The sequence below is a fragment of the Streptomyces aquilus genome, from assembly GCF_003955715.1.
Lineage (GTDB): Bacteria > Actinomycetota > Actinomycetes > Streptomycetales > Streptomycetaceae > Streptomyces > Streptomyces aquilus.
Window position 1 is genome coordinate 6,297,796 of record NZ_CP034463.1, and the last position, 22,731, is coordinate 6,320,526.

The 22,731-nt window shown below is 66.6% G+C and carries 34 protein-coding genes; all 34 read left to right on the forward strand.

Annotation, left to right across the window (positions count from 1 at the left end; genetic code table 11):
* The first annotated feature begins 37 nt into the window (after positions 1–37).
* The 34 genes from EJC51_RS29080 to truA all read left to right on the forward strand — a co-directional run bounded on the left by EJC51_RS29080 (position 38) and on the right by truA (position 22,730).
* Positions 38–4,519 (forward strand): Tat pathway signal protein, encoded by a 4,482-nt coding sequence (locus EJC51_RS29080; protein WP_126273787.1) that lies wholly within the window; start codon positions 38–40, stop codon positions 4,517–4,519.
* Positions 4,520–4,611: 92 nt separating this feature from the next.
* Positions 4,612–4,797: a hypothetical protein gene (locus tag EJC51_RS29085; RefSeq protein ID WP_126273788.1), complete on the forward strand. Its 186-nt coding sequence runs from the start codon at positions 4,612–4,614 to the stop codon at positions 4,795–4,797.
* 19 nt (positions 4,798–4,816) lie between these two features.
* Complete coding sequence (locus EJC51_RS29090) at positions 4,817–5,113, forward strand: hypothetical protein (RefSeq protein ID WP_126273789.1); 297 nt, start codon at positions 4,817–4,819, stop codon at positions 5,111–5,113.
* 387 nt (positions 5,114–5,500) lie between these two features.
* A complete protein-coding gene (gene rpsJ / locus EJC51_RS29095) occupies positions 5,501–5,809 on the forward strand; it encodes a 30S ribosomal protein S10 (protein WP_003948644.1) in 309 nt (102 codons plus the stop codon).
* Positions 5,810–5,826: 17 nt separating this feature from the next.
* Entirely contained in the window at positions 5,827–6,471 is a 645-nt protein-coding gene (rplC, locus tag EJC51_RS29100) for a 50S ribosomal protein L3 (RefSeq protein WP_055517290.1), read from the forward strand.
* Between the two features lie 8 nt (positions 6,472–6,479).
* Positions 6,480–7,136 carry a 50S ribosomal protein L4 gene (gene rplD, locus EJC51_RS29105; protein WP_097267808.1) on the forward strand — a complete coding sequence of 219 codons (657 nt, stop codon included), beginning with the start codon at positions 6,480–6,482 and terminating at the stop codon, positions 7,134–7,136.
* Positions 7,136–7,555: a 50S ribosomal protein L23 gene (gene rplW / locus EJC51_RS29110; RefSeq protein WP_126273790.1), complete on the forward strand. Its 420-nt coding sequence runs from the start codon at positions 7,136–7,138 to the stop codon at positions 7,553–7,555. Before rplD ends, rplW begins: the two co-directional genes overlap by 1 nt.
* 38 nt (positions 7,556–7,593) lie before the next feature.
* Positions 7,594–8,430, forward strand: a complete 837-nt coding sequence (gene rplB / locus EJC51_RS29115; protein WP_059192905.1) for a 50S ribosomal protein L2 — start codon at positions 7,594–7,596, stop codon at positions 8,428–8,430.
* A 12-nt stretch (positions 8,431–8,442) separates the two neighbouring features.
* Positions 8,443–8,724: a 30S ribosomal protein S19 gene (gene rpsS / locus EJC51_RS29120; protein ID WP_023547380.1), complete on the forward strand. Its 282-nt coding sequence runs from the start codon at positions 8,443–8,445 to the stop codon at positions 8,722–8,724.
* Positions 8,725–8,769: 45 nt separating this feature from the next.
* Positions 8,770–9,117, forward strand: a complete 348-nt coding sequence (gene rplV, locus EJC51_RS29125) for a 50S ribosomal protein L22 (RefSeq protein ID WP_003974262.1) — start codon at positions 8,770–8,772, stop codon at positions 9,115–9,117.
* Positions 9,117–9,944 (forward strand): 30S ribosomal protein S3, encoded by an 828-nt coding sequence (rpsC, locus tag EJC51_RS29130; protein ID WP_126273791.1) that lies wholly within the window; start codon positions 9,117–9,119, stop codon positions 9,942–9,944. Before rplV ends, rpsC begins: the two co-directional genes overlap by 1 nt.
* A gap of 5 nt (positions 9,945–9,949) precedes the next feature.
* Complete coding sequence (gene rplP, locus EJC51_RS29135; protein WP_009327094.1) at positions 9,950–10,369, forward strand: 50S ribosomal protein L16; 420 nt, start codon at positions 9,950–9,952, stop codon at positions 10,367–10,369.
* Positions 10,369–10,593: a 50S ribosomal protein L29 gene (rpmC, locus tag EJC51_RS29140; RefSeq protein ID WP_059079052.1), complete on the forward strand. Its 225-nt coding sequence runs from the start codon at positions 10,369–10,371 to the stop codon at positions 10,591–10,593. The genes rplP and rpmC overlap by 1 nt, the downstream gene beginning before the upstream one ends.
* Positions 10,593–10,880, forward strand: a complete 288-nt coding sequence (rpsQ, locus tag EJC51_RS29145) for a 30S ribosomal protein S17 (protein ID WP_126273792.1) — start codon at positions 10,593–10,595, stop codon at positions 10,878–10,880. The genes rpmC and rpsQ overlap by 1 nt, the downstream gene beginning before the upstream one ends.
* 97 nt (positions 10,881–10,977) lie before the next feature.
* Positions 10,978–11,346: a 50S ribosomal protein L14 gene (rplN, locus tag EJC51_RS29150; RefSeq protein WP_003998823.1), complete on the forward strand. Its 369-nt coding sequence runs from the start codon at positions 10,978–10,980 to the stop codon at positions 11,344–11,346.
* A 2-nt stretch (positions 11,347–11,348) separates the two neighbouring features.
* Positions 11,349–11,672 carry a 50S ribosomal protein L24 gene (gene rplX, locus EJC51_RS29155; RefSeq protein WP_053674523.1) on the forward strand — a complete coding sequence of 108 codons (324 nt, stop codon included), beginning with the start codon at positions 11,349–11,351 and terminating at the stop codon, positions 11,670–11,672.
* Positions 11,672–12,229 carry a 50S ribosomal protein L5 gene (gene rplE, locus EJC51_RS29160; protein WP_020135807.1) on the forward strand — a complete coding sequence of 186 codons (558 nt, stop codon included), beginning with the start codon at positions 11,672–11,674 and terminating at the stop codon, positions 12,227–12,229. Before rplX ends, rplE begins: the two co-directional genes overlap by 1 nt.
* Positions 12,230–12,234: 5 nt before the next feature.
* Positions 12,235–12,420 carry a type Z 30S ribosomal protein S14 gene (locus tag EJC51_RS29165; protein ID WP_003956452.1) on the forward strand — a complete coding sequence of 62 codons (186 nt, stop codon included), beginning with the start codon at positions 12,235–12,237 and terminating at the stop codon, positions 12,418–12,420.
* A 215-nt stretch (positions 12,421–12,635) separates the two neighbouring features.
* A complete protein-coding gene (rpsH, locus tag EJC51_RS29175; protein WP_007384075.1) occupies positions 12,636–13,034 on the forward strand; it encodes a 30S ribosomal protein S8 in 399 nt (132 codons plus the stop codon).
* Between the two features lie 24 nt (positions 13,035–13,058).
* The gene (rplF, locus tag EJC51_RS29180) at positions 13,059–13,598 is read left to right on the forward strand and encodes a 50S ribosomal protein L6 (RefSeq protein WP_079308656.1); all 540 of its coding nucleotides are present in this window, start codon (positions 13,059–13,061) and stop codon (positions 13,596–13,598) included.
* Positions 13,599–13,601: 3 nt separating this feature from the next.
* On the forward strand, positions 13,602–13,985 hold the full coding sequence (gene rplR / locus EJC51_RS29185) for a 50S ribosomal protein L18 (RefSeq protein WP_067018998.1): 384 nt from the start codon (positions 13,602–13,604) through the stop codon (positions 13,983–13,985).
* A gap of 39 nt (positions 13,986–14,024) precedes the next feature.
* Positions 14,025–14,630: a 30S ribosomal protein S5 gene (rpsE, locus tag EJC51_RS29190; protein WP_009190144.1), complete on the forward strand. Its 606-nt coding sequence runs from the start codon at positions 14,025–14,027 to the stop codon at positions 14,628–14,630.
* Positions 14,631–14,632: 2 nt separating this feature from the next.
* Positions 14,633–14,815 carry a 50S ribosomal protein L30 gene (gene rpmD, locus EJC51_RS29195; protein ID WP_003974250.1) on the forward strand — a complete coding sequence of 61 codons (183 nt, stop codon included), beginning with the start codon at positions 14,633–14,635 and terminating at the stop codon, positions 14,813–14,815.
* A gap of 2 nt (positions 14,816–14,817) precedes the next feature.
* Positions 14,818–15,273, forward strand: a complete 456-nt coding sequence (gene rplO, locus EJC51_RS29200; protein ID WP_067018996.1) for a 50S ribosomal protein L15 — start codon at positions 14,818–14,820, stop codon at positions 15,271–15,273.
* Between the two features lie 244 nt (positions 15,274–15,517).
* Positions 15,518–16,831 (forward strand): preprotein translocase subunit SecY, encoded by a 1,314-nt coding sequence (gene secY / locus EJC51_RS29205; protein ID WP_059192901.1) that lies wholly within the window; start codon positions 15,518–15,520, stop codon positions 16,829–16,831.
* Positions 16,831–17,493, forward strand: a complete 663-nt coding sequence (locus EJC51_RS29210) for an adenylate kinase (protein ID WP_097267814.1) — start codon at positions 16,831–16,833, stop codon at positions 17,491–17,493. The genes secY and EJC51_RS29210 overlap by 1 nt, the downstream gene beginning before the upstream one ends.
* A gap of 99 nt (positions 17,494–17,592) precedes the next feature.
* A complete protein-coding gene (map, locus tag EJC51_RS29215) occupies positions 17,593–18,429 on the forward strand; it encodes a type I methionyl aminopeptidase (RefSeq protein WP_126273794.1) in 837 nt (278 codons plus the stop codon).
* A 169-nt stretch (positions 18,430–18,598) separates the two neighbouring features.
* A complete protein-coding gene (gene infA, locus EJC51_RS29220; protein WP_003948620.1) occupies positions 18,599–18,820 on the forward strand; it encodes a translation initiation factor IF-1 in 222 nt (73 codons plus the stop codon).
* Between the two features lie 59 nt (positions 18,821–18,879).
* Positions 18,880–18,993, forward strand: coding sequence for a 50S ribosomal protein L36 (gene rpmJ / locus EJC51_RS29225; RefSeq protein WP_003998809.1), 114 nt, complete (start codon positions 18,880–18,882; stop codon positions 18,991–18,993).
* Between the two features lie 193 nt (positions 18,994–19,186).
* Positions 19,187–19,567, forward strand: coding sequence for a 30S ribosomal protein S13 (rpsM, locus tag EJC51_RS29230; RefSeq protein WP_126273795.1), 381 nt, complete (start codon positions 19,187–19,189; stop codon positions 19,565–19,567).
* Between the two features lie 70 nt (positions 19,568–19,637).
* Positions 19,638–20,042 carry a 30S ribosomal protein S11 gene (gene rpsK / locus EJC51_RS29235; RefSeq protein ID WP_003956432.1) on the forward strand — a complete coding sequence of 135 codons (405 nt, stop codon included), beginning with the start codon at positions 19,638–19,640 and terminating at the stop codon, positions 20,040–20,042.
* A 113-nt stretch (positions 20,043–20,155) separates the two neighbouring features.
* Positions 20,156–21,178 carry a DNA-directed RNA polymerase subunit alpha gene (locus EJC51_RS29240; protein ID WP_003966937.1) on the forward strand — a complete coding sequence of 341 codons (1,023 nt, stop codon included), beginning with the start codon at positions 20,156–20,158 and terminating at the stop codon, positions 21,176–21,178.
* A 104-nt stretch (positions 21,179–21,282) separates the two neighbouring features.
* Positions 21,283–21,798 carry a 50S ribosomal protein L17 gene (rplQ, locus tag EJC51_RS29245; protein WP_126273796.1) on the forward strand — a complete coding sequence of 172 codons (516 nt, stop codon included), beginning with the start codon at positions 21,283–21,285 and terminating at the stop codon, positions 21,796–21,798.
* Positions 21,799–21,875: 77 nt separating this feature from the next.
* On the forward strand, positions 21,876–22,730 hold the full coding sequence (truA, locus tag EJC51_RS29250; RefSeq protein ID WP_126273797.1) for a tRNA pseudouridine(38-40) synthase TruA: 855 nt from the start codon (positions 21,876–21,878) through the stop codon (positions 22,728–22,730).
* Position 22,731 lies beyond the last annotated feature (1 nt).

Genomic DNA, 22,731 nt, shown 5'->3' on the forward strand with positions numbered 1-22,731 from the left:
AGCCTTGAGACCCAGGCGAAAACTTCACAGACCTCTGGTGGTCATAGCGGCGTGCACCGCGTTGAGCGGTGGCCTGCTGAGCGCCGCTCCGGCGTTCGGCGCGCCGGACACCGGAACCCACTCGACGTCCGCGTCCGGCCCCACCACCCAAGCCGGCCCGGCCTCCGCGACCCCCGGTCCGTCAGGAAACGGCCGGATCAAGGACCCGGGCCACAAGCTCGGCACCGGATGGAAGTCCTCGTCCGACCGGGCCGTCACCGCCGCCGCTGACGCCGACGGCGTGCACATCCTCGTGGCGGACTCCAAGGACGCGTACGCGTGGAAGACCGCCGCGATCCTCGCCGAGCCCGGGATGCCGGCGGATTCGTGGATCGGCAACCAGTGCCTGATGGACCGGAACCATGTGGCCGTCGTCTACGCGCCGCGTACGTTCACCAACAAGCCCGACCTGTTCCAGGGCGGGGCGTTCACGGCGATCGTCGACACCGGCACGGGCTCGGTCACCAAGCTCGGCTTCACCGCCTCGCTGGCGTACTTCGACCCGACCTGCAACACCTCCGCCCATACGGCCGCCTTCACCGCGTACCGGGACATGAACGACCCGGCCGCGGTGAAGACCCGTGTGGTCACCGTGAACACGGGGGGCAAGCAGCTGACCCAGGCGTCGGTGCGCGGCGAGGTCACCTCGGCCGCGCCGGTCACCGGCGGTGCCGTCGGTGCGATCGGCCACGATCTGGTGCGCCTCGGCGACACCGGCAGGAGCACGTCCGGGAAGACCGGCAAGGTGACGTCCGTCGGTGCCGTCGCCTTCGACATCCGGCCGCTCGACGCCCGTGGTGAGGAGATCGCGTTCGTCGAGCGCGGCAACAAGAAGCACACGGCGAAGATCTGGCGCGGTCACGGCAAGCCGGCCACGGTCGCCTCCGGCGCTCCCGGCGCGATCGACCTCGCGCCCGGCGCTCCCGGCAAGGCGTTTCTGACCGGGAAGACGACCGGTGCCGTGCACACGAAGGGCACGGGCATCACCCGGCTCGACGCGCCCGCCGACACCGATGTCTCCACGCAGGGCCGGCTCGCCGTCGACCCCGTGCTGATGCCCGGCGTACGGGCCGGTCTGGAGCGCATCGAGAACGCCGGCCGCGGCTTCACCAAGGCCCCGCAGAACAAAGAGGGCAAGGCGGCCGCCGAGTCCGCCGTGTCGCCGCAGACCTTGGCGAAGACGGCACCGGCCACCATCACCTCCACCGCCACCACCACGGGCACCGAGCTGACCCAGCAGGTGGCGCCGCGGACGGCGGCGGGCACCGGGGAGCCCTCGCCCGCGCTGGGCAGCGGCACCAAGCCGGTCACGGAGACCGCGTCGGGCGGCCTTGACACCCAGCTGGAACGCGCCGCCCCCGCCACCGCCACGGCCTCGGACCCGGCGCACGACCCGACCGACCCGGACCGCTGGTGCTCGGTCTCCCGCAACGACGTCAGCGTGCAGGCGCTCCAGCCGACCCCCAACCAGGTCGAGTGGGCCGCCGGCATGGCCGTACGCGGCAACCTCACCTCCTCGTGGATCCGGCAGGGCGGCTACCGGGACCAGGCCGGTCTCGGCACCGTCGACCCGCAGGGCCTCTTCCCCAGGCCGACGCTGAACGCCAAGGCCGGCGCCCAGATCCCGGTCAACGTCCTGCTCGGCATCCTGTCCCAGGAATCGAACCTGTGGCAGGCCGAGTCCGGCGCGATCCCGGGCCAGATGGGCAGCCCGCTCGCCGCGGTGGACGGCTACTACGGCCACAAGGCCGGCGGCACGGTCGCCGACTTCTGGAACATCCACTGGGACAAGTCCGACTGCGGCTACGGCGTGGGCCAGGTCACCGACGGCATGCGCATGGCGGGGCACGAGAAGGACCACGAGACGTCTCTCTCCCCGGGGAAGCAGAAGATCGTCGCCGTCGACTACGCGAGCAACATCGCCGCGTCGATGAAGATCCTCGCGGACAAGTGGAACGAGGTGCACACCGCCGGGCAGACGGTCACCGTCAACGACGACGACCCGTCGAGGGTGGAGAACTGGTTCACCGCCGTCTGGAACTACAACCTCGGTTTCAACCCGCCGACCGCTTCGGGCGGCGCGTGGGGTCTGGGCTGGTACAACAACCCGGCCAACCCCGTGTACAAGAACGACAACCCGTTCATGGACACCACCGTCGACCCCGACGCCAACCACGACGCGGCACACCCGCAGGACTGGCCGTACGAAGAGAAGGTGATGGGCTGGGCCGCCTGGTCCACGGACACGGGCTTCTCCTACGCCACCTCCGGGCGCCAGGACTGGCAGGGCGAGTCCGGGTTCTCCTCGGCCGGCTTCCGCCCCGCCTGGTGGGTCAGTGACGTGCAGCGTTCCATGGTCTCCCCGCCCAAGAGCACCTTCTGCAACAGTCACAACAACTGTGACCCGAGCAGTCCGCCGGACTGCCCGGACGCCGCCTGCTACAAGAAGTACTGGTGGAACCAGTCGAACGCGAAGTGGAAGGACGACTGCGCCACCAACTGCGGCCACGAGAACATCAAGTACCAGACGCTCGTGAACGAGCCGGGCCGCGGCTACCGGCTGAAGAACGGCACCCCGGTGTGCAGCGGGGCCCCGTCGGGCGCCACGGTCGTCGCCTCCGTACCCAACGGCACTCCGACCTGGAGCGACTGCGGCGCGGTCAAGTCCGACGGCACGTTCCGCTTCACGTTCTACGCCGACACCCAGGGGCAGTACGAGGCCAAGGCCGACCTGCACCAGATAGGCGGCGGCTACGGCGGTCACTTCTGGTACACCCACACCCGCGACACCGACCATCTGGGCGGCACCACCTCGGGCCCCATGACGATCCGCGGTAGCTGGACCCCGAACGGCAGCTTCGATCTCGCCCAGGTCTGGGTGCACGTCCCCGACACCGGAGCACAGGAGAAGCGCGCCCACTACGAGGTCACCGGTGCGGTCGGCGGTCCCTACGACCGGTACATCGACCAGAACGGCAACAACAACAAGTGGGTCTCGCTGGGTGCCTTCAAGTTCAACGGCACCCCGAGCGTGTCCCTGTCCAACTACTCGCCCACCGGGTCCGCGGACGCCGACGTCGCCTACGGCGCCATCGCCTTCCAGCCGGTGCAGGGCACGTTCGTCCACCGCACGCTGACGGCGGCCTCGGTCTTCGACCCCAACCAGGAGCTCAACTCCAACTGGCCGGTCACCGAGCTCAACACGCCCATCCGCTCGATGAAGTCGCTCTACGACTGGGGGGTCGAGCTCTCCCACGGGACGGACGGCGGCCCGCTGTGGGACGGCACTCCCAGCAACGAGGTGTCGGACAACGGCCTGACGTCGTGGCCGCGCTGCACCACCGAGACGAACAAGGACGAGTGCACGGGTCCCAAGACCTATGACGCGGGCGAGCAGTGGTACCAGAACATCAAGGCCGGCGGATACACGCCGAACTCCGACGGAACGGTGCCGTCAATGTCCATCCCGATGTGGATGGGCATGTCGAACTCCCGCCCGAGCATGTCGGCGTCTCCCGGCCAGGCGTTCCAGGACCCCAACAGCTACAAGATCAAGAGCGATGTCGACGTGACGTTCGTGAAGGACAGCACGGGGCACATCATCCCGGGCAGCCAGAGCGCGAGCTTCGACAACCGGGTCGGCAACGCCCACCTGCCCGTCTTCGTCACCCAACTGATCAAGGGCATCTCGGCGGACTACCACATCCCTGTCCCCGACCTCACCTACACGACCCCCGACGCCCTGGAATACGGGCGCACCTACACCGCCGACCCGCTCGTGGACGGGGACACACCGGGGCAGGCCTACTTCCCGCACCTCAGGGGCGCGCGCCTGAACTCGGACAACACCTGTGTGGACATCCGCGCCGTGGGCGGAGGCGTCCACGGATACCGCGCGATGATCGGCCACAAGTCCATCAACGACAACATGAAGGCCTGGCTCGACAAGGTCGACGCCAGCGCCGACACCAACTTCTCGGTGCGCCGGGTGGCAGGGGACATCTACTCGATGTTCTTCAAGAACTCCGGCGACTGGAACAACAACATGTGGGGCAGCATGATCGGCAACGCTCCGCCGATCTGGCACGACATCGCCGCCGCGTTCTGCGCGGACGGCTCGGTCAAGCCGACCCACCTGGAGACGAACAAGGACGCGGACCCGAGCAACGCCCTGGTGTACCAGAGCTACATGCCCGATCTCTATGTCTACGTCGACGGGAAGATGACGGACAACCTCGGCCGTCCGTCCAGCGGCCGGGTGCACGTGGGGGACTGGAAGGACTTCTCCAACTTCCCCGCCAACGCTCCCAACGGCAACGGCTTCGCCAGCTGCGATGCCGCGAACAGGGGAAGCGGCGGTAACCCGTGGCGCGTGGACGCACCTGTCCCGGTCTTCGGCGACGGCCCCGGAAACCGGCCGTCGAGCGTCATCCACTGTGACGACCCGAGCGTGAAGTTCTCCACCAATCTGACGCAGTGACCCCGGGTGGTTGAATGACGGGGGCCGGGTCTGCGGCCCGGCCCCCGTCTTCCGTCCGGGTGATGCCTCCGTGAGACACAGAAAGGCACGTCGTGGGAGCGGGGTTCCTGATCGTATTCGTCCTGCTGTTCCTGTACCTGACCCCCATGACCGTGCTGTGCGTGAAAATCGCCGACAGGAACTCGTGGAAAATGGGGCTCGTCTTCGCGAGCGCCCTCATATTCCTCCCGGCCGCGCTCATCGCGGGCTGGATCCTCGTGGGGACCGGGGTTCTGTGATCCGAAGGGCCGAGGACGCGTGACCGTCATAGTCGTCGCACTGGCCGTGACCCTCCTGGCCACCGCGTACGTGTGGCCGTTGGTGCCGTTGGTCATTTACCCGATGCGCAGATGGCGAGGGTTCTGGGCCGCGCTCTACTGCGCTGCGATCGGTGCGGTCTGCGCGGTGGTGTTCCGTGATCTCCGCTATATGGTCGGCGATTTCTTCGAGCTCTCCGTGGTCCTCGCGCTACTGAGAGCGATCGTCGAGGTGGCCGGGCTCGCGGAGCCGGTGCGCAGGAAGCGCCGAGAGGCCCGCGAGGACACCCCGAGCTGAGCCAAGGGTTTGACCTGCGTCACTCCCGGGGTACGATCCTCGGCTTCGATTGGCCAGCGCCCCACCCCATATGGCAGACTGTCCGAGTTGCTCGGTCGAGTGTTGATGCTGCGCGCCTCCCGCCGGGAGGACCGGAAGCGAGTCCCACAGTACTCGTCGCCCTAACTGCCACTACGGCAGCGCTGGGGCGGACGTACGGGAATCTTTCGGGAAGCAAGGTGCGGCACCGGCCAGGCACCCGGTGATTCTCTTTCTCAGGCAAGGGATGTTCGAACAAGGGACATCTGTGTCAGCGAAAGCGCGACACGCCCGACCGCGTGGGTCGGAGCAGGGGTCAGGAACACCGGGTACCAGAGCGTTAACGAGACAAAGGACTACTGAGTAGCCATGGCGGGACAGAAGATCCGCATCCGGCTCAAGGCCTACGACCACGAGGTCATCGACTCCTCGGCGAAGAAGATCGTCGAGACGGTGACCCGCACTGGTGCGTCGGTCGCGGGCCCGGTGCCGCTGCCCACTGAGAAGAACGTGTACTGCGTCATCAAGTCGCCGCACAAGTACAAGGACTCGCGCGAGCACTTCGAGATGCGCACGCACAAGCGCCTGATCGACATTCTCGACCCCACCCCCAAGACCGTTGACTCTCTGATGCGACTCGACCTCCCGGCCGGTGTCGACATCGAGATCAAGCTCTGAGGGTCGGTGAGCTGAGAATGGCTAAGCAGATCAAGGGCATCCTGGGCGAGAAGCTCGGCATGACGCAGGTGTGGGACGAGAACAACCGTGTTGTTCCGGTCACCGTCGTCAAGGCCGGCCCGAACGTCGTCACCCAGGTCCGTACGAACGACGCCGACGGCTACGAGTCGGTCCAGATCGCCTTCGGCGAGATCGACCCGCGCAAGGTGAACAAGCCCCTCAAGGGCCACTTCGCCAAGGCCGACGTCACCCCCCGTCGCCACCTCGTCGAGATCCGCACCGCGGACGCCTCCGAGTACACGCTGGGCCAGGAGATCACCGCTGAGGTGTTCGAGGCCGGCGTGAAGGTCGACGTGACCGGCAAGAGCAAGGGCAAGGGCTTCGCCGGTGTCATGAAGCGTCACAACTTCAAGGGCCTCGGCGCCGGACACGGCACCCAGCGCAAGCACCGCTCTCCCGGCTCCATCGGTGGCTGTGCCACCCCGGGCCGTGTGTTCAAGGGCCTCCGCATGGCGGGTCGCATGGGCAACGAGCGGGTCACCACCCAGAACCTGACCGTCCACGCCGTTGACGCGGAGAAGGGTCTGCTGCTCATCAAGGGCGCGGTTCCCGGTCCGAACGGCGGCCTCGTCCTGGTCCGCACCGCGGCCAAGGGGGCCTGAGGTAACCGATGAGCACTGTTGACATCCTTTCGCCTGCCGGCGAGAAGACCGGTAGCGTCGAACTCCCCGCGGAGATCTTCGGCGTGGAGAAGGTCAGCATCCCGCTGATCCACCAGGTCGTCGTTGCGCAGAACGCGGCTGCCCGCCAGGGCACCCACAAGACCAAGACCCGCGGCGAGGTTCGTGGTGGCGGTAAGAAGCCTTACCGTCAGAAGGGCACCGGCCGTGCGCGCCAGGGCTCTACCCGCGCCCCTCAGTTCGCCGGTGGTGGCGTCGTGCACGGTCCCGTGCCGCGTGACTACTCGCAGCGGACCCCGAAGAAGATGAAGGCTGCCGCGCTGCGTCACGCCCTCACCGACCGGGCCCGCAACAACCGCATCCACGTCGTCACCGGCGTGATCGAGGGCGACGCTCCTTCCACGAAGGCCGCCAAGTCGCTGTTCGGCAAGATCTCGGAGCGCAAGAACCTGCTCCTGGTCGTCGAGCGCGCCGACGAGGCCGCGTGGCTGTCCGCCCGCAACCTGCCCCAGGTGCACATCCTGGAGCCGGGCCAGCTGAACACGTACGACGTGATCGTCTCGGACGACGTGGTCTTCACCCAGGCCGCTCTCGAGTCCTTCGTCGCCGGCCCGAAGGCCAACGACACCGAAGGGACTGAGGTCTGATGGCCATCCGTCACCCCTCTATCGCCTCCAAGGCGGCCAAGGCCGCCAAGGCCGCGCGCGTCGCCAAGGCGCGTCGTCACGCCGCCGAGGGCAAGAACACCGTCGTCACCGCGCCGAGCAAGTCGTTCACGGACCCCCGTGACGTGCTGCTGAAGCCGGTCGTGTCGGAGAAGAGCTACGCGCTCCTCGACGAGAACAAGTACACGTTCATCGTCGCCCCCGACGCCAACAAGACCCAGATCAAGCAGGCCGTCCAGGCGGTCTTCTCGGTCAAGGTGACGGGCGTGAACACGCTCAACCGCCAGGGCAAGCGCAAGCGGACCCGCACCGGTTTCGGCCAGCGTGCCGGCTCCAAGCGCGCGATCGTGACCCTTGCTGAGGGCGACCGTATCGACATCTTCGGCGGTCCGACCGCGTAAGCGGGTCGGATCGTCCGATATCGGACGAGGACTGAGAAATGGGAATCCGCAAGTACAAGCCGACTACGCCGGGCCGTCGTGGCTCCAGCGTCGCCGACTTCGTCGAGGTCACGCGGTCCACGCCGGAGAAGTCGCTGGTCCGCCCCCTGCACAGCAAGGGCGGCCGTAACAACGCCGGTCGTGTGACCGTTCGCCACCAGGGTGGCGGACACAAGCGCGCCTACCGCGTGATCGACTTCCGTCGTCACGACAAGGACGGCGTGCCGGCGAAGGTCGCGCACATCGAGTACGACCCCAACCGCACCGCGCGCATCGCGCTGCTGCACTACGCGGACGGCGAGAAGCGCTACATCCTCGCCCCGCGCAACCTGCAGCAGGGTGACCGCGTCGAGAACGGTCCCGGGGCCGACATCAAGCCGGGCAACAACCTGGCGCTCCGCAACATCCCGGTCGGTACCACGATCCACGCGATCGAGCTCCGTCCCGGTGGCGGCGCCAAGTTCGCCCGCTCCGCCGGTGCCTCCGTGCAGCTGCTCGCGAAGGAGGGCCAGATGGCCCACCTCCGCATGCCTTCCGGTGAGATCCGCCTGGTCGACGTGCGCTGCCGCGCCACCGTCGGCGAGGTCGGCAACGCCGAGCAGAGCAACATCAACTGGGGTAAGGCCGGCCGTAAGCGCTGGCTGGGCGTTCGCCCGACCGTCCGTGGTGTCGCGATGAACCCGGTCGACCACCCGCACGGTGGTGGTGAGGGCAAGACCTCCGGTGGTCGCCACCCGGTCTCCCCGTGGGGTCAGAAGGAGGGTCGTACTCGTTCGCCGAAGAAGGCTTCGAACAAGTACATCGTCCGCCGCCGCAAGACGAACAAGAAGCGCTAGGAGCGGGTTTAGATGCCGCGCAGTCTCAAGAAGGGGCCCTTCGTCGACGACCACCTGATCAAGAAGGTGGACGCCCAGAACGAAGCCGGCACCAAGAACGTCATCAAGACCTGGTCCCGTCGCTCCATGATCGTGCCGGCCATGCTCGGCCACACGCTCGCGGTGCACAACGGCAAGACCCACATCCCGGTGTTCGTCACCGAGTCGATGGTCGGTCACAAGCTCGGCGAGTTCTCGCCGACTCGTACCTTCCGGGGTCACGTCAAGGAAGACCGGAAGTCGAAGCGCCGCTAGTAGCGGATCGCACTTCAGACACGTAAGTAACTGAGAGGGACAACCATGGAAGCCAGGGCCCAGGCGCGGTACATCCGCGTCACGCCCATGAAGGCCCGCCGCGTGGTGGACCTGATCCGTGGCATGGATGCCACGGAGGCTCAGGCTGTTCTGCGATTCGCTCCGCAGGCAGCCTCCGTGCCGGTCGGCAAGGTGCTCGACAGCGCCATCGCCAACGCCGCGCACAACTACGACCACACCGACGCCGACAGCCTCTTCATCTCCGAGGCGTACGTCGACGAGGGTCCGACCCTGAAGCGGTTCCGGCCGCGCGCCCAGGGCCGTGCCTACCGGATCCGCAAGCGGACCAGCCACATCACCGTGGTCGTCAGCAGCAAGGAAGGAACCCGGTAATGGGCCAGAAGGTTAACCCGCATGGGTTCCGGCTCGGTGTCACCACGGACTTCAAGTCCCGGTGGTACGCCGACAAGCTGTACAAGGACTACGTCAAGGAAGACGTCGCCATCCGTCGGATGATGACGTCCGGCATGGAGCGCGCCGGCATCTCCAAGGTGGAGATCGAGCGCACCCGTGACCGTGTCCGCGTGGACATCCACACCGCGCGTCCGGGCATCGTCATCGGCCGCCGTGGCGCCGAGGCCGACCGCATCCGCGGTGACCTCGAGAAGCTCACGGGCAAGCAGGTCCAGCTGAACATCCTCGAGGTCAAGAACCCCGAGACGGACGCTCAGCTGGTTGCTCAGGCCGTTGCCGAGCAGCTCTCCTCCCGCGTCTCCTTCCGTCGCGCCATGCGTAAGAGCATGCAGTCGGCGATGAAGGCCGGCGCCAAGGGCATCAAGATCCAGTGCGGCGGCCGCCTCGGTGGCGCCGAGATGTCCCGCTCGGAGTTCTACCGCGAGGGCCGTGTGCCCCTGCACACGCTCCGCGCGAACGTGGACTACGGCTTCTTCGAGGCCAAGACGACCTTCGGCCGCATCGGTGTGAAGGTCTGGATCTACAAGGGCGACGTCAAGAACATCGCCGAGGTCCGCGCCGAGAACGCTGCGGCCCGTGCGGGTAACCGCCCGGCCCGTGGTGGCGCCGACCGCCCGGCCCGTGGTGGCCGCGGCGGCGAGCGTGGCGGGCGCGGTCGCAAGCCGCAGCAGGCTGCCGGTTCCGAGGCCCCCAAGGCCGAGGCTCCCGCCGCCGCTCCGGCTGAGAGCACCGGAACGGAGGCCTGACCGACATGCTGATCCCCCGTAGGGTCAAGCACCGCAAGCAGCACCACCCGAAGCGCTCCGGCGCTGCCAAGGGCGGCACGCAGGTTGCGTTCGGCGAGTACGGCATCCAGGCGCTCACCCCGGCGTATGTGACGAACCGCCAGATCGAGGCCGCTCGTATCGCCATGACGCGTCACATCAAGCGTGGTGGCAAGGTCTGGATCAACATCTACCCGGACCGTCCCCTCACCAAGAAGCCTGCCGAGACCCGCATGGGTTCCGGTAAGGGTTCGCCGGAGTGGTGGATCGCCAACGTCAAGCCCGGACGCGTGATGTTCGAGCTGTCGTACCCCAACGAGAAGATCGCCCGTGAGGCGCTGACTCGTGCGGCCCACAAGCTGCCGATGAAGTGCCGGATCGTCAAGCGCGAGGCAGGTGAAGCGTGATGTCGGCCGGTACCAAGGCGTCCGAGCTGCGCGAGCTGGGCAACGAGGAGCTGCTGAACAAGCTCCGCGAGGCCAAGGAAGAGCTGTTCAACCTCCGCTTCCAGGCGGCGACGGGCCAGCTCGAGAACCATGGCCGTCTGAAGGCGGTCCGCAAGGACATCGCGCGGATCTACACCCTGATGCGCGAGCGTGAGCTGGGCATCGAAACGGTGGAGAACGCCTGATGAGCGAGAACAACGTGACTGAGAACACCACTGAGGCCCGTGGCTTCCGCAAGACCCGTGAGGGTCTCGTCGTCAGCGACAAGATGGACAAGACCGTCGTCGTCGCCGTCGAGGACCGCGTGAAGCACGCGCTGTACGGCAAGGTCATCCGCCGTACGAACAAGCTCAAGGCGCACGACGAGCAGAACGCTGCCGGCGTCGGCGACCGGGTCCTCCTCGCGGAGACCCGCCCGCTGTCGGCGACCAAGCGCTGGCGCGTCGTCGAGATCCTCGAGAAGGCCAAGTAATTTCCTGCGGGCAAACCCGCAGGACAGTTCCGCCAGGCTCCAACCGGGCTGAGGAATCAGCCCGGTTGGGGAACCGGCAGACAATCAGGAGATAGACGTGATCCAGCAGGAGTCGCGACTGCGCGTCGCCGACAACACTGGTGCGAAGGAAATCCTTTGCATCCGTGTGCTCGGTGGCTCCGGTCGCCGCTACGCGGGCATCGGTGACGTCATCGTCGCCACCGTCAAGGACGCGATCCCCGGTGGCAACGTGAAGAAGGGTGACGTCGTCAAGGCGGTCATCGTTCGCACCGTCAAGGAGCGCCGCCGTCCGGACGGCTCGTACATCCGCTTCGACGAGAACGCCGCCGTCATTCTGAAGAACGACGGCGACCCTCGCGGCACCCGCATCTTCGGCCCCGTCGGGCGTGAGCTGCGCGAGAAGAAGTTCATGAAGATCATCTCGCTGGCTCCGGAGGTGCTGTAAGCATGAAGATCAAGAAGGGCGACCTGGTCCAGGTCATCACCGGCAAGGACAAGGGCAAGCAGGGCAAGGTCATTGCCGCTTACCCGCGCGACGAGCGCGTCCTGGTCGAGGGTGTCAACCGGGTCAAGAAGCACACCAAGGCCGGCCCGACCGCTCGCGGTTCCCAGGCCGGCGGCATCGTCACGACCGAGGCCCCGATCCACGTCTCCAACGTCCAGCTGGTCGTGGAGAAGGACGGCAACAAGGTCGTCACGCGTGTCGGTTACCGCTTCGACGACGAGGGCAACAAGATCCGCGTTGCCAAGCGGACGGGTGAGGACATCTGATGGCTACCACCACCACTCCGCGTCTCAAGACGAAGTACCGCGAGGAGATCGCGGGCAAGCTGCGTGACGAGTTCAAGTACGAGAACGTCATGCAGATCCCCGGCCTCGTCAAGATCGTGGTCAACATGGGTGTGGGCGACGCCGCCCGCGACTCCAAGCTGATCGAGGGCGCCATCCGCGACCTCACCACGATCACCGGTCAGAAGCCGGCCGTCACCAAGGCCCGCAAGTCCATCGCGCAGTTCAAGCTGCGTGAGGGCCAGCCGATCGGTGCCCACGTCACGCTCCGTGGCGACCGCATGTGGGAGTTCCTGGACCGCACCCTGTCGCTCGCGCTGCCGCGCATCCGCGACTTCCGTGGTCTGTCCCCCAAGCAGTTCGACGGCCGTGGCAACTACACCTTCGGTCTCACCGAGCAGGTCATGTTCCACGAGATCGACCAGGACAAGATCGACCGTACCCGGGGCATGGACATCACCGTGGTGACCACGGCGACCAACGACGCTGAGGGCCGCGCGCTCCTTCGTCACCTCGGCTTCCCCTTCAAGGAGGCGTGAGCGAGATGGCGAAGAAGGCTCTGATTGCCAAGGCTGCTCGCAAGCCCAAGTTCGGTGTGCGTGCGTACACCCGCTGCCAGCGCTGCGGCCGTCCGCACTCCGTGTACCGCAAGTTCGGCCTGTGCCGCGTGTGCCTTCGTGAGATGGCTCACCGTGGCGAGCTGCCGGGCGTGACCAAGAGCTCCTGGTAATCCCCGCTTTTTAGGGATTCCCGAAGCTCTCGGTAAGCAATGGGCGTGTCAGGCGCCCTCCTCTCCATGGCTTAGGCTGGGAGGGTTGGGCGTCTGACGACTGCCCGTACGACTTACTACGCCGTAGGTCCACCGCGCCGCACCCGTCCCGTCTCGGATCGGGGAGAGGGATGGCGCATCAGGAAACCCCGGCGAGAGAGGCCGAAGGCCAATTCATGACCATGACTGATCCGATCGCAGACATGCTTACGCGTCTGCGGAACGCGAACTCGGCATACCACGACTCCGTGACGATGCCCGCTTCCAAGATCAAGTCTCACATCGCGGAGATCCTCCAGCAGGAGGGCTTCATCACGGGCTGGAAGGTCGAGGACGCCGAGGTCGGCAAGAACCTCGTCCTGGAGCTGAAGTTCGGCCCCAACCGTGAGCGCTCCATCGCGGGCATCAAGCGGATCTCCAAGCCCGGTCTCCGGGTGTACGCGAAGTCCACCAACCTGCCCAAGGTCCTCGGTGGCCTCGGCGTGGCGATCATCTCCACGTCGCACGGTCTCCTGACCGACAAGCAGGCCGGCAAGAAGGGCGTGGGTGGGGAAGTCCTCGCCTACGTCTGGTAGCGGAAGGGAACGGAGGAAACAGCTATGTCGCGTATTGGCAAGCTCCCCATCACGGTTCCCGCCGGCGTGGACGTCACCATCGACGGCCGTACGGTCTCGGTCAAGGGCCCCAAGGGCTCGCTGACCCACACCGTCGCTGCGCCGATCGACATCGCCAAGGGTGAGGACGGCGTTCTCAACGTCACCCGCCCCAACGACGAGCGTCAGAACAAGGCCCTGCACGGCCTGTCCCGCACGCTGGTGGCGAACATGATCACCGGCGTGACCGAGGGTTACGTGAAGAAGCTCGAGATCAGCGGTGTCGGTTACCGCGTGACGGCCAAGGGTTCGAACCTCGAGTTCGCTCTCGGCTACAGCCACCCGATCACCGTCGAGGCGCCCGAGGGCATCACCTTCAAGGTGGAGACCCCGACCCGCTTCCAGGTCGAGGGCATCGACAAGCAGAAGGTCGGCGAGGTTGCGGCCAACATCCGCAAGCTGCGCAAGCCCGACCCGTACAAGGCCAAGGGTGTCAAGTACGAGGGCGAAGTCATCCGCCGCAAGGTCGGAAAGGCGGGTAAGTAAGCCATGGCATACGGACAGAAGATCCTGAAGGGCGACGCCTACAAGCGCGCCGCGATCAAGCGCCGTCACATCCGGATCCGCAAGCGGATCGCCGGTACGGCGGAGCGTCCCCGCCTGGTCGTTACCCGCTCGAACCGCCACATCGTGGCCCAGGTGATCGACGACATCAAGGGTCACACCCTGGCGTCGGCGTCCACCCTGGACACGTCGGTCCGCGGTGGCGAGGGCGACAAGTCCGCGCAGGCCAAGCAGGTCGGCGCCCTGGTCGCCGAGCGCGCCAAGGCCGCCGGTGTCGAGGCCGTCGTGTTCGACCGTGGTGGCAACCAGTACGCCGGGCGCATCGCCGCCCTGGCGGACGCCGCCCGCGAAGCCGGCTTGAAGTTCTGAGCCGTTCGTAGCTAGCGGAAAAAGAGAGAGGTAATTCCAATGGCTGGACCCCAGCGCCGCGGTGGCGGTGCCGGTGGCGGCGAGCGGCGGGACCGGAAGGGCCGTGACGGCGGCGCAGCTGCCGCCGAGAAGACCGCTTACGTTGAGCGCGTTGTCGCGATCAACCGTGTCGCCAAGGTTGTGAAGGGTGGTCGTCGCTTCAGCTTCACCGCGCTGGTCGTGGTGGGCGACGGTGACGGCACCGTGGGTGTCGGTTACGGCAAGGCCAAGGAGGTGCCGGCCGCCATCGCCAAGGGTGTGGAGGAGGCCAAGAAGCACTTCTTCAAGGTCCCCCGTATCCAGGGCACCATCCCGCACCCCATCCAGGGTGAGAAGGCTGCCGGCGTCGTGCTGCTCAAGCCCGCGTCCCCGGGTACCGGTGTTATCGCCGGTGGTCCGGTGCGCGCCGTGCTCGAGTGCGCCGGTATTCACGACGTGCTGTCGAAGTCGCTCGGCTCCGACAACGCGATCAACATCGTGCACGCGACCGTGGAGGCCCTGAAGGGTCTGCAGCGTCCCGAGGAGATCGCGGCCCGCCGTGGTCTGCCGCTCGAGGACGTCGCCCCCGCGGCTCTGCTCCGTGCGCGTGCCGGGGCGGGTGCGTAATCATGGCTCAGCTCAAGATTACGCAGGTCAAGTCCTACATCGGCAGCAAGCAGAACCACCGCGACACCCTGCGTTCCCTTGGTCTCAAGGGCATCAACACGCAGGTCGTCAAGGAGGACCGCCCCGAGTTCCGCGGCATGGTGCACACCGTCCGCCACCTCGTGACGGTCGAGGAGGTCGACTGATCATGGCGGAGAACAACCCGCTCAAGATCCACAACCTCCGTCCCGCCCCGGGCGCCAAGACCGCCAAGACCCGTGTGGGTCGTGGTGAGGCGTCGAAGGGTAAGACGGCCGGTCGTGGTACCAAGGGTACGAAGGCCCGTTACCAGGTTCCGGAGCGCTTCGAGGGTGGGCAGATGCCCCTCCACATGCGTCTTCCGAAGCTGAAGGGCTTCAAGAACCCGTTCAAGACCGAGTACCAGGTCGTGAACCTCGACAAGCTGGCCGCGCTCTACCCCGAGGGTGGCGAGGTCACGGTCGAGGGTCTGGTGGCCAAGGGTGCCGTTCGCAAGAACAGCCTCGTCAAGGTCCTCGGCCAGGGTGAGATCTCCGTGGCGCTTCAGGTGACGGTCGACGCCGTCTCCGGCTCCGCCAAGGAGAAGATCACCGCCGCCGGCGGCACCGTCACCGAGCTCGTCTGAACACCTCAGGCGTCTCGATGACTTGATCGATCCCGACCGGGGATACCCCACAAAAGGGGTATCCCCGGTTGGTCGTTCCTAGGGTGGCAGTCTCGCCGGTAAGGTGGCCTGCACTGCCAACTTTCACAGGGCGCTTCACCTGAGGCACTCTGGGCGGCAGTTGGCCGTTACGTATTCGTCTTCATCCGTCGAACCTCAAGACCGTCACCCTTGACGCAGTAGCGCGGGGGTCGCAGGAGGCACCGTGCTCACCGCGTTCGCCCGGGCGTTCAGGACGCCCGACCTGCGCAAGAAGCTGCTCTTCACGCTCGCCATCATCGTGGTGTACCGGGTCGGTACGCATATCCCGATCCCGGGCGTCGACTACAAGTCCGTCCAGCAGTGCGTCGACGAGGCGTCCGCGAACCAGGGCCTCTTCGGTCTGGTCAACATGTTCAGCGGTGGCGCGCTGCTGCAGATCACGATCTTCGCGCTGGGGATCATGCCGTACATCACGGCGAGCATCATCCTTCAGCTGCTGACCGTCGTGATCCCGCGTCTGGAAGCCCTCAAGAAGGAGGGCCAGGCCGGCACGGCGAAGATCACGCAGTACACGCGTTACCTGACCGTCGCGCTCGCCATCCTCCAGGGCACCGGCCTCGTCGCCACCGCCCGCAGCGGCGCCCTCTTCTCCGGCTGCACGGCCGCTTCGGGCATCGTCCCGGACCGCTCGATCTTCACCACGATCGTCATGGTCGTCACCATGACCGCCGGTACGGCCGTCGTCATGTGGCTCGGCGAGCTCATCACCGACCGCGGCATCGGCAACGGCATGTCGATCCTGATGTTCATCTCGATCGCCGCGACGTTCCCGTCCGCGCTGTGGGCCATCAAGAAGTCCGGCACGCTGGCCGACGGCTGGATCGAGTTCGGCACCGTCATCGCGGTCGGCCTGGTCATGGTCGGCCTGGTGGTCTTCGTCGAGCAGGCCCAGCGCCGTATCCCGGTGCAGTACGCGAAGCGGATGATCGGCCGCCGCGCCTACGGCGGCACGTCGACGTACATCCCGCTGAAGGTGAACCAGGCGGGTGTGATCCCCGTCATCTTCGCGTCGTCGCTGCTCTACATCCCGGCTCTGATCGCTCAGTTCTCGAGTGGCACGTCGAGCTGGAAGACGTGGATCGAGACCAACCTGACCAAGGGCGACCACCCGATCTACATCACGATGTACTTCTTGCTCATCGTTTTCTTCGCCTTCTTCTACGTGGCTATCTCGTTCAACCCCGAGGAAGTCGCCGACAACATGAAGAAGTATGGTGGCTTCATCCCGGGCATCCGGGCTGGCCGACCGACCGCTGAGTACCTGTCGTACGTGCTCAACCGGATCACCTGGCCGGGTTCGCTGTACTTGGGCCTGATTGCTCTCGTCCCGACGATGGCGTTGGTTGGTTTCGGGGCAAACCAGAACTTCCCCTTCGGCGGTACCAGCATCCTGATCATCGTGGGTGTCGGTCTCGAGACGGTGAAGCAGATCGAGAGCCAGCTCCAGCAGCGCAATTACGAAGGGTTCCTCCGCTGATGCGAATCGTCCTCGTCGGGCCGCCTGGTGCCGGAAAGGGAACGCAGGCCACGCGCCTCGCCGAGAAACTGCGTGTCCCGCACATCTCCACGGGCGACCTGTTCCGCGCCAACATCAGCCAGCAGACGGAGCTCGGCAAACTCGCGAAGTCCTACATGGACGCCGGCAACCTCGTCCCCGACGAGGTGACCATCGCGATGGCCAAGGACCGTATGGAGCAGGCGGACGCCGTGAACGGCTTCCTCCTGGACGGCTTCCCGCGGAACGTCTCGCAGGCCGAGGCGCTGGACGAGCTGCTGAACACCGAGGGCATCAAGCTGGACGCCGTGCTCGACCTGGAGGCCCCGGAGGAGGAGGTCGTCAAGCGGATCGCCGGCCGGCGCATCTGCCGCAACGACTCCGCGCACGTCTTCCACGTCTCGTACAAGAAGCCCGCCAAGGAAGGCGTCTGCGACGTCTGCGGCGGCGAGCTGTACCAGCGTGACGACGACTCCGAGGCCACCGTCCGGACGCGGCTGGAGGTCTACCACACGCAGACCGAGCCGATCATCGACTACTACAAGGCCCAGGGCCTGGTGGTGACGATCGAGGCCATGGGTCCGGTGGACGAGGTCACCACTCGTGCGCTGGCCGCGCTGAAGCGTGAGGGCGACGACCAGTAGTCGTCGTCCTGGTACGGCCGTGGAGTCCTGAGGGACTGCACGGCCGTACTGTTGTGTAGGTAACCCGAACCCGTCGAGTCACGGAGAGCGCAGGACCCCATGGTGCAGATCAAGAGCCCCGAGCAGATCGCCAAGATGCGTCAGGCGGGGCTGGTCGTCGCCGCGATCCACGCGGCCACGCGGGAGGCCGCGGTCCCCGGCGCCAGCACCAAGGACCTGGACGAGGTCGCGCGCAAGGTGATCGCCGAGCACGGCGCGAAGTCGAACTTCCTCGGGTACGGCGGTTTCCCCGCGACGATCTGCACCTCCGTCAACGAGGTCGTCGTCCATGGCATCCCCTCCGACGAGGTCGTCCTCAAGGACGGCGACATCATCTCCATCGACGCCGGCGCGATCGTCGACGGCTGGCACGGTGACGCGGCCTTCACCGCCTTCGTGGGCTCCGGTCACGCCCCGGAGCTGATCGAGCTCTCCCGGGTGACCGAGGAGTCGATGTGGGCCGGTATCGCGGCCGTGAAGCAGGGCAACCGCCTCGTGGACGTCTCCCGCGCCATCGAGACCTACATCCGCCGCCAGCCGAAGCCGGGCGGCGGCAAGTACGGGATCGTCGAGGACTACGGCGGCCACGGCATCGGCACCGAGATGCACATGGACCCGCACCTGCTGAACTACGTCGACCGGCGCCGGGGCAAGGGCCCGAAGCTGGTCCCCGGCTTCTGCCTCGCGATCGAGCCGATGGTCTCGCTGGGCACCCCGCGGACCGAGGTCCTCTCGGACGACTGGACCGTCATCACGACCGACGGCACCTGGTCCTCGCACTGGGAGCACTCGGTGGCGCTGACGGAGGAGGGCCCGCTGGTGCTCACGGCTCCCGACGGCGGCAAGGCGAAGCTCGCGGAGTACGGCGTCACGGCCGCTCCCGATCCACTGGCCTGAGAACAAGCGTGCTTAAGGATCTCCGCGCCGGGGCATTCTTCCTCGATTCGTCTTTCCGGGTGCGCTGACGTAGACTGACTCGTCGGCTCTCGTGCACCCGCATGTCCGCATGCTCCCGTAAGGGAAAAGTGCGGGAGTCGATCAAGGTAGTCGATTCGAAGGGCGAAGCGTGGCCAAGAAGCAAGGTGCCATCGAGATCGAGGGCACTGTCGTCGAGTCTCTTCCGAACGCCATGTTCAAGGTCGAGCTCCAGAACGGCCACCAGGTCCTGGCACACATCAGCGGCAAGATGCGTATGCACTACATCCGCATCCTCCCTGACGACCGGGTCGTGGTGGAGCTGTCTCCGTACGACCTGACGCGTGGCCGGATCGTCTACCGCTACAAGTAGATCTTGCCCGCATCCCGTCCTCGGACGGGGTGGTGGCACTGACCCGGAGAACCTCACCAATGAAGGTCAAGCCGAGCGTCAAGAAGATCTGCGACAAGTGCAGGGTGATCCGCCGTCACGGTCGGGTCATGGTCATCTGCGAGAACCCGCGCCACAAGCAGCGCCAGGGCTGACGCACGACCAATCCCTCTGCATCGACATCGCAGAGATTCGCGCGACGCGAGCTGAATTGTTCATACGCAGGACCCAGGCGGCGTACGTCGTCTGACACCCTCGGTTCGGAGGCCGAGGACCCAGTTCGTACCTGGTACGGCGGCTGGGAGCCGGTTCTGCGGAAGACCTCCGAAGATCACCAGGAGCCATTGAATGGCACGCGTTTCCGGTGTTGACATCCCGCGCGACAAGCGCGTGGAGGTCGCCCTCACCTACGTGTTCGGCATCGGCCGGACCCTCTCCCAGCAGACGCTGGCGGAGACCGGTATCGACCCGAACACCCGCGTTCGCGACCTCTCCGAGGAGCAGCTCGTCGCGATTCGTGAGTACGTCGACAGCAACATCAAGACCGAGGGTGACCTCCGTCGCGAGATCCAGGCCGACATCCGCCGCAAGGTCGAGATCGGCTGCTACCAGGGTCTCCGTCACCGTCGTGGTCTGCCCGTCCGCGGTCAGCGTACGAGCACGAACGCCCGCACCCGCAAGGGCCCGCGTCGCGCCATCGCCGGTAAGAAGAAGCCGGGCAAGAAGTAGTCCTCAGCGGACAACGCTTCATCAGCGGTCTTCGCTGTAGGACCGACCACCTCCCCGTAGGAGTTAGTAGATGCCCCCCAAGGGTCGTCAGGGCGCTGCCAAGAAGGTGCGCCGCAAGGAAAAGAAGAACGTCGCTCACGGCCACGCGCACATCAAGAGCACGTTCAACAACACGATCGTCTCGATCACGGACCCCTCGGGCAACGTGATCTCCTGGGCCTCCGCCGGCCACGTCGGCTTCAAGGGCTCGCGCAAGTCCACCCCCTTCGCCGCGCAGATGGCCGCCGAGTCGGCCGCCCGCCGCGCGCAGGAGCACGGCATGCGCAAGGTCGACGTCTTCGTGAAGGGCCCGGGTTCCGGTCGTGAGACCGCGATCCGCTCCCTCCAGGCCACGGGCCTCGAGGTCGGCTCCATTCAGGACGTCACGCCCACCCCGCACAACGGCTGCCGTCCGCCGAAGCGTCGTCGCGTCTGACCTCGCTTCGCAGGGCTTCTCGGGCGGTACGGCTCTTCTGAGTCGTATCGCCCGTACCCTTGTCACATATCAGGGCGTCAAATAGCGGGCGCCCCTGACAGAAGGAACGCAACATGCTGATCGCTCAGCGTCCCTCGTTGACCGAAGAGGTCGTCGACGAGTTCCGCTCCCGGTTCGTGATCGAGCCGCTGGAGCCGGGCTTCGGCTACACCCTCGGCAACTCCCTGCGCCGCACCCTCCTGTCGTCGATCCCCGGCGCTGCTGTCACCAGCATCCGCATCGACGGTGTCCTGCACGAGTTCACCACCGTGCCGGGCGTCAAGGAGGACGTCACCGACCTGATCCTCAACATCAAGCAGCTGGTCGTCTCCTCGGAGCACGACGAGCCGGTCGTGATGTACCTGCGCAAGCAGGGCCCGGGTCTGGTCACCGCCGCCGACATCGCGCCCCCGGCCGGTGTCGAGGTGCACAACCCCGACCTGGTCCTCGCCACGCTCAACGGCAAGGGCAAGCTGGAGATGGAGCTGACGGTCGAGCGTGGCCGCGGTTACGTCTCCGCCGTGCAGAACAAGCAGGTGGGCCAGGAGATCGGCCGTATCCCGGTCGACTCCATCTACTCGCCGGTGCTGAAGGTCACGTACAAGGTCGAGGCCACGCGTGTCGAGCAGCGCACCGACTTCGACAAGCTGATCGTCGACGTCGAGACCAAGCAGGCCATGCGTCCGCGTGACGCCATGGCGTCGGCCGGTAAGACGCTGGTCGAGCTGTTCGGTCTCGCCCGCGAGCTGAACATCGACGCCGAGGGCATCGACATGGGCCCGTCCCCCACGGACGCCGCCCTGGCCGCCGACCTCGCGCTGCCGATCGAGGAGCTGGAGCTCACGGTCCGCTCCTACAACTGCCTCAAGCGTGAGGGCATCCACTCCGTGGGTGAGCTCGTCGCCCGCTCCGAGGCCGACCTCCTGGACATCCGCAACTTCGGTGCGAAGTCCATCGACGAGGTCAAGGCGAAGCTGGCCGGCATGGGCCTGGCCCTCAAGGACAGCCCGCCCGGATTCGACCCGACCGCCGCCGCCGACGCCTTCGGCGCCGACGACGACGCGGACGCGGGTTTTGTGGAGACCGAGCAGTACTGATCAGTTCCTGATCATTGCCTGACCGGTCGTTGCCGGTGAGCATCCGCTCATCGGGTTCCTGACCCCGGTACCTGATACGGCCGGGGCAGACCAAGGAGAAAGAAATGCCGAAGCCCACCAAGGGTGCCCGTCTGGGCGGCAGCGCCGCGCACGAGAAGCTGCTCCTCGCGAACCTCGCGAAGTCGCTCTTCGAGCACGGCCGCATCACCACCACCGAGGCGAAGGCCCGCCGTCTGCGGCCGTACGCCGAGCGTCTGGTGACCAAGGCGAAGAAGGGCGACCTTCACAACCGCCGCCAGGTGCTCCAGGTCATCACGGACAAGAGCGTCGTGCACACGCTCTTCACCGAGATCGGCCCGCGGTACGAGAACCGTCCGGGTGGCTACACCCGTATCACCAAGATCGGTAACCGTCGTGGCGACAACGCGCCCATGGCTGTCATCGAGCTGGTCGAGGCGCTGACGGTCGCGCAGCAGGCGACGGGTGAGGCCGAGGCCGCGACGAAGCGTGCCGCCAAGGACGCCGAGGCCGCTGCTCCGGCTGCCGAGGAGACCAAGGTCGACACGACCAAGGCCGACGAGGTCGAGGACGCTGCCGCCGAGGAGTCCAAGGACGCCTGAGGCTCTGCCTGAGCGTTGAGCGGGTCCGTTCCTTTCGGGGAGCGGGCCCGCTTTGCTGTTGCTGAGAGGATCTGTGTGTGAGTGACGAAGTTGAGCCCGGGTTCGTACGTGTCCGTCTTGACCTGTCCTACGACGGGACCGAGTTCTCCGGCTGGGCCAAGCAGGCCGGGGGGCGGCGGACCGTGCAGGGGGAGATCGAGGACGCCCTGCGGACGGTGACGCGGTCGGGCGGGACGACGTACGAGCTGACCGTGGCCGGGCGGACCGATGCCGGGGTGCATGCCCGGGGGCAGGTCGCGCATGTCGATCTGCCGGAGGCCGTCTGGCGCGAGCACCACGAGAAGCTGCTCAAGCGGCTTGCCGGGCGGCTGCCGAAGGACGTGCGGGTGTGGGCGCTGCGGGAGGCGCCGAGCGGGTTCAACGCGCGGTTCTCGGCGGTGTGGCGGCGGTACGCGTACCGGGTGACGGACAATCCGGGCGGCGTGGACCCGCTGCTGCGCCATCACGTGCTGTGGCACGACTGGCCGCTCGACGTCGACGCCATGAACGAGGCGGCCGAACGGCTGCTCGGGGAGCACGACTTCGCCGCGTACTGCAAGAAGCGGGAGGGGGCGACGACGATCCGTACGCTCCAGGAGCTTCGGCTGGAGCGGGGCGCGGACGGGATCATCACGGCGACGGTCCGGGCGGACGCCTTCTGCCACAACATGGTGCGGTCGCTGATCGGGGCGCTGCTGTTCGTGGGGGACGGGCACCGGCCGAGCGACTGGCCGGGGAAGGTGCTGGCCGCGGGGGTCAGGGACTCCGCTGTGCATGTCGTACGGCCGCATGGGCTGACGTTGGAGGAGGTCGGGTATCCGGCGGACGAGTTGCTGGCCGCGCGGAACAAGGAGGCGCGGAATCGGCGGTCGTTGCCGGGAGGTTGTTGCTGAG

What these genes read in the sequence shown, in the direction of transcription:
- rpsJ (WP_003948644.1), top strand. Translation starts at nt 5,501, where the DNA reads ATGGCGGGACAGAAGATCCGCATCCGGCTCAAGGCCTACGACCACGAG.
- rplR (WP_067018998.1), top strand. Translation starts at nt 13,602, where the DNA reads ATGGCATACGGACAGAAGATCCTGAAGGGCGACGCCTACAAGCGCGCC.
- rpsK (WP_003956432.1), top strand. Translation starts at nt 19,638, where the DNA reads ATGCCCCCCAAGGGTCGTCAGGGCGCTGCCAAGAAGGTGCGCCGCAAG.
- map (WP_126273794.1), top strand. Translation starts at nt 17,593, where the DNA reads ATGGTGCAGATCAAGAGCCCCGAGCAGATCGCCAAGATGCGTCAGGCG.
- rplE (WP_020135807.1), top strand. Translation starts at nt 11,672, where the DNA reads ATGGCTACCACCACCACTCCGCGTCTCAAGACGAAGTACCGCGAGGAG.
- EJC51_RS29165 (WP_003956452.1), top strand. Translation starts at nt 12,235, where the DNA reads ATGGCGAAGAAGGCTCTGATTGCCAAGGCTGCTCGCAAGCCCAAGTTC.
- rplW (WP_126273790.1), top strand. Translation starts at nt 7,136, where the DNA reads ATGGCCATCCGTCACCCCTCTATCGCCTCCAAGGCGGCCAAGGCCGCC.
- rpsQ (WP_126273792.1), top strand. Translation starts at nt 10,593, where the DNA reads ATGAGCGAGAACAACGTGACTGAGAACACCACTGAGGCCCGTGGCTTC.
- rpsC (WP_126273791.1), top strand. Translation starts at nt 9,117, where the DNA reads ATGGGCCAGAAGGTTAACCCGCATGGGTTCCGGCTCGGTGTCACCACG.
- rplV (WP_003974262.1), top strand. Translation starts at nt 8,770, where the DNA reads ATGGAAGCCAGGGCCCAGGCGCGGTACATCCGCGTCACGCCCATGAAG.
- rpsE (WP_009190144.1), top strand. Translation starts at nt 14,025, where the DNA reads ATGGCTGGACCCCAGCGCCGCGGTGGCGGTGCCGGTGGCGGCGAGCGG.
- rpsM (WP_126273795.1), top strand. Translation starts at nt 19,187, where the DNA reads ATGGCACGCGTTTCCGGTGTTGACATCCCGCGCGACAAGCGCGTGGAG.
- rpmD (WP_003974250.1), top strand. Translation starts at nt 14,633, where the DNA reads ATGGCTCAGCTCAAGATTACGCAGGTCAAGTCCTACATCGGCAGCAAG.
- EJC51_RS29240 (WP_003966937.1), top strand. Translation starts at nt 20,156, where the DNA reads ATGCTGATCGCTCAGCGTCCCTCGTTGACCGAAGAGGTCGTCGACGAG.
- rpsS (WP_023547380.1), top strand. Translation starts at nt 8,443, where the DNA reads ATGCCGCGCAGTCTCAAGAAGGGGCCCTTCGTCGACGACCACCTGATC.
- rplC (WP_055517290.1), top strand. Translation starts at nt 5,827, where the DNA reads ATGGCTAAGCAGATCAAGGGCATCCTGGGCGAGAAGCTCGGCATGACG.
- rpmC (WP_059079052.1), top strand. Translation starts at nt 10,369, where the DNA reads ATGTCGGCCGGTACCAAGGCGTCCGAGCTGCGCGAGCTGGGCAACGAG.
- rpmJ (WP_003998809.1), top strand. Translation starts at nt 18,880, where the DNA reads ATGAAGGTCAAGCCGAGCGTCAAGAAGATCTGCGACAAGTGCAGGGTG.
- rplO (WP_067018996.1), top strand. Translation starts at nt 14,818, where the DNA reads ATGGCGGAGAACAACCCGCTCAAGATCCACAACCTCCGTCCCGCCCCG.
- rpsH (WP_007384075.1), top strand. Translation starts at nt 12,636, where the DNA reads ATGACCATGACTGATCCGATCGCAGACATGCTTACGCGTCTGCGGAAC.
- EJC51_RS29210 (WP_097267814.1), top strand. Translation starts at nt 16,831, where the DNA reads ATGCGAATCGTCCTCGTCGGGCCGCCTGGTGCCGGAAAGGGAACGCAG.
- rplB (WP_059192905.1), top strand. Translation starts at nt 7,594, where the DNA reads ATGGGAATCCGCAAGTACAAGCCGACTACGCCGGGCCGTCGTGGCTCC.
- rplF (WP_079308656.1), top strand. Translation starts at nt 13,059, where the DNA reads ATGTCGCGTATTGGCAAGCTCCCCATCACGGTTCCCGCCGGCGTGGAC.
- rplP (WP_009327094.1), top strand. Translation starts at nt 9,950, where the DNA reads ATGCTGATCCCCCGTAGGGTCAAGCACCGCAAGCAGCACCACCCGAAG.
- rplD (WP_097267808.1), top strand. Translation starts at nt 6,480, where the DNA reads ATGAGCACTGTTGACATCCTTTCGCCTGCCGGCGAGAAGACCGGTAGC.
- rplQ (WP_126273796.1), top strand. Translation starts at nt 21,283, where the DNA reads ATGCCGAAGCCCACCAAGGGTGCCCGTCTGGGCGGCAGCGCCGCGCAC.
- rplX (WP_053674523.1), top strand. Translation starts at nt 11,349, where the DNA reads ATGAAGATCAAGAAGGGCGACCTGGTCCAGGTCATCACCGGCAAGGAC.